Raw genomic sequence first — 1,361 nt, 5'->3', positions numbered from 1 at the left:
CGCTCGCCGGCCCCCATTCCGCGCTGGCCGTCACCAGCGCCGAAGCCCTGCGCGTGCTGTCCGCGTTGGGCGACCACCTGACCCTGTTTCTCGGCCAAACCCTCTATGCTGTCGGAGAAACAACGGCAAAGGCGGCCGAAGATGCCGGCTTCCGGGACATTCGCCGTGGCCCCGGCACAGGCGCCGAACTCGCGAAAATCATCGCAAGCGATGCACCTTCGTTCGACACTCCGCTGCTCTATCTTGCCGGGAGGCCGCGCTCGCCAAAATTCGAAGATGGCCTGCACGCGGCGGCGGTGCCGTTCATCACCGCCGAAATCTACGAAATGGAACCCATAGCCTACGATGAAGCTCTTATCCGCGGCACTCTCCTCGATCAGCCGGCGGATGCCGTGCTTCTCTACTCGCGGGAAAATGCCCGGCTTTTCTGCGATTTCGCTGCGCCGCACCTTCAGGAACTCGTGTCCCTGCAGTTCCTCTGCCTCAGCGACAATGTCGCCGAAATCATTCCGCGGGAATTTCATAGAAATATCAAGATCGCCAGCCACCCTGACGAGGGTGGGGTATTGGCACTCCTTTAGTCGAGGTGTGGCGCCAAAATCCCGCCCGCCCCTTTCTTTCCTAAGACCCACCCACTAGTTTCCTGTGAGCGCATGCAAAAAGAGGTCGAGATGGTACCGGAACAACCACCCCGCCGATCCAAGACGGACAAGGAGCCGGTCACGATCGACTTGACCGCCGAGCAGTCCGATGTCGTCGCCGAACCCGTCCGCAGCAACGACACCGACGACGTGGTGAGCGCCACGGAGCCCGCCGAAGATGTTACGGCAACAGCCGAAGAGCCGGTCACGCCCAAGCCCGAGTCCACGGAAGAACCGGCGTCCAGTCCCTCGGCCGCGGACGAGCCGCGTTATGACGACCCCTGGTCTGCCGCCGCCCGGAACGAACCGCAGCCCGCAACCGTGGCGCCCGAACCGGAGCCAGTTCCCGCCCCGCACCATCGCACGAGTCCTGCCACGTCGACGTTGATCGCGGCCGGCATTTTAGGCGGCATCGTCGCGCTGCTGCTGGCCGGCAGCATGCAATATGCCGGTTACCTGCCCGGTGCCACGCCAGCCCCGGCCGCCTCCAACACGGCCGGCCTCTCCTCCGAGATCACCGCTTTGCGCCAGGAAATTGCGGCCCTCAAAAACCGTCCCACCACCGCAGCAGCGCCGGATACAGCGCTCGCCAATCGCGTAGCAGCCCTTGAAACCGCGCCCAAGGCATCGAGCGGCGCCAGCGATCAGGCGCTTGCCGCGCTGAAGGCCGATCTCGACCGGCTTCGCGCCACCGTCCAGTCGGCGGCAAACGCCGGTTCC

Annotated in this window: 1 protein-coding gene and 1 pseudogene; both read left to right on the top strand. The window is 64.6% G+C overall.

From position 1 onward, the window contains the following. Nucleotides 1-581 (top strand): uroporphyrinogen-III synthase (locus MOV61_RS29940; protein WP_247139180.1); only part of this gene is annotated, 581 nt, incomplete at its 5' end. Between the two features lie 90 nt (nucleotides 582-671). Continuing rightward, nucleotides 672-1,361 (top strand): annotated as a pseudogene (locus MOV61_RS29935) (hypothetical protein); the annotation flags it as partial.

The organism is Neorhizobium sp. BETTINA12A, from assembly GCF_023006485.1.
GTDB lineage: Bacteria > Pseudomonadota > Alphaproteobacteria > Rhizobiales > Rhizobiaceae > Neorhizobium.
Note: the sequence above shows the minus strand (reverse complement) of the source record. Positions and strands in the feature narration are given on the sequence as shown.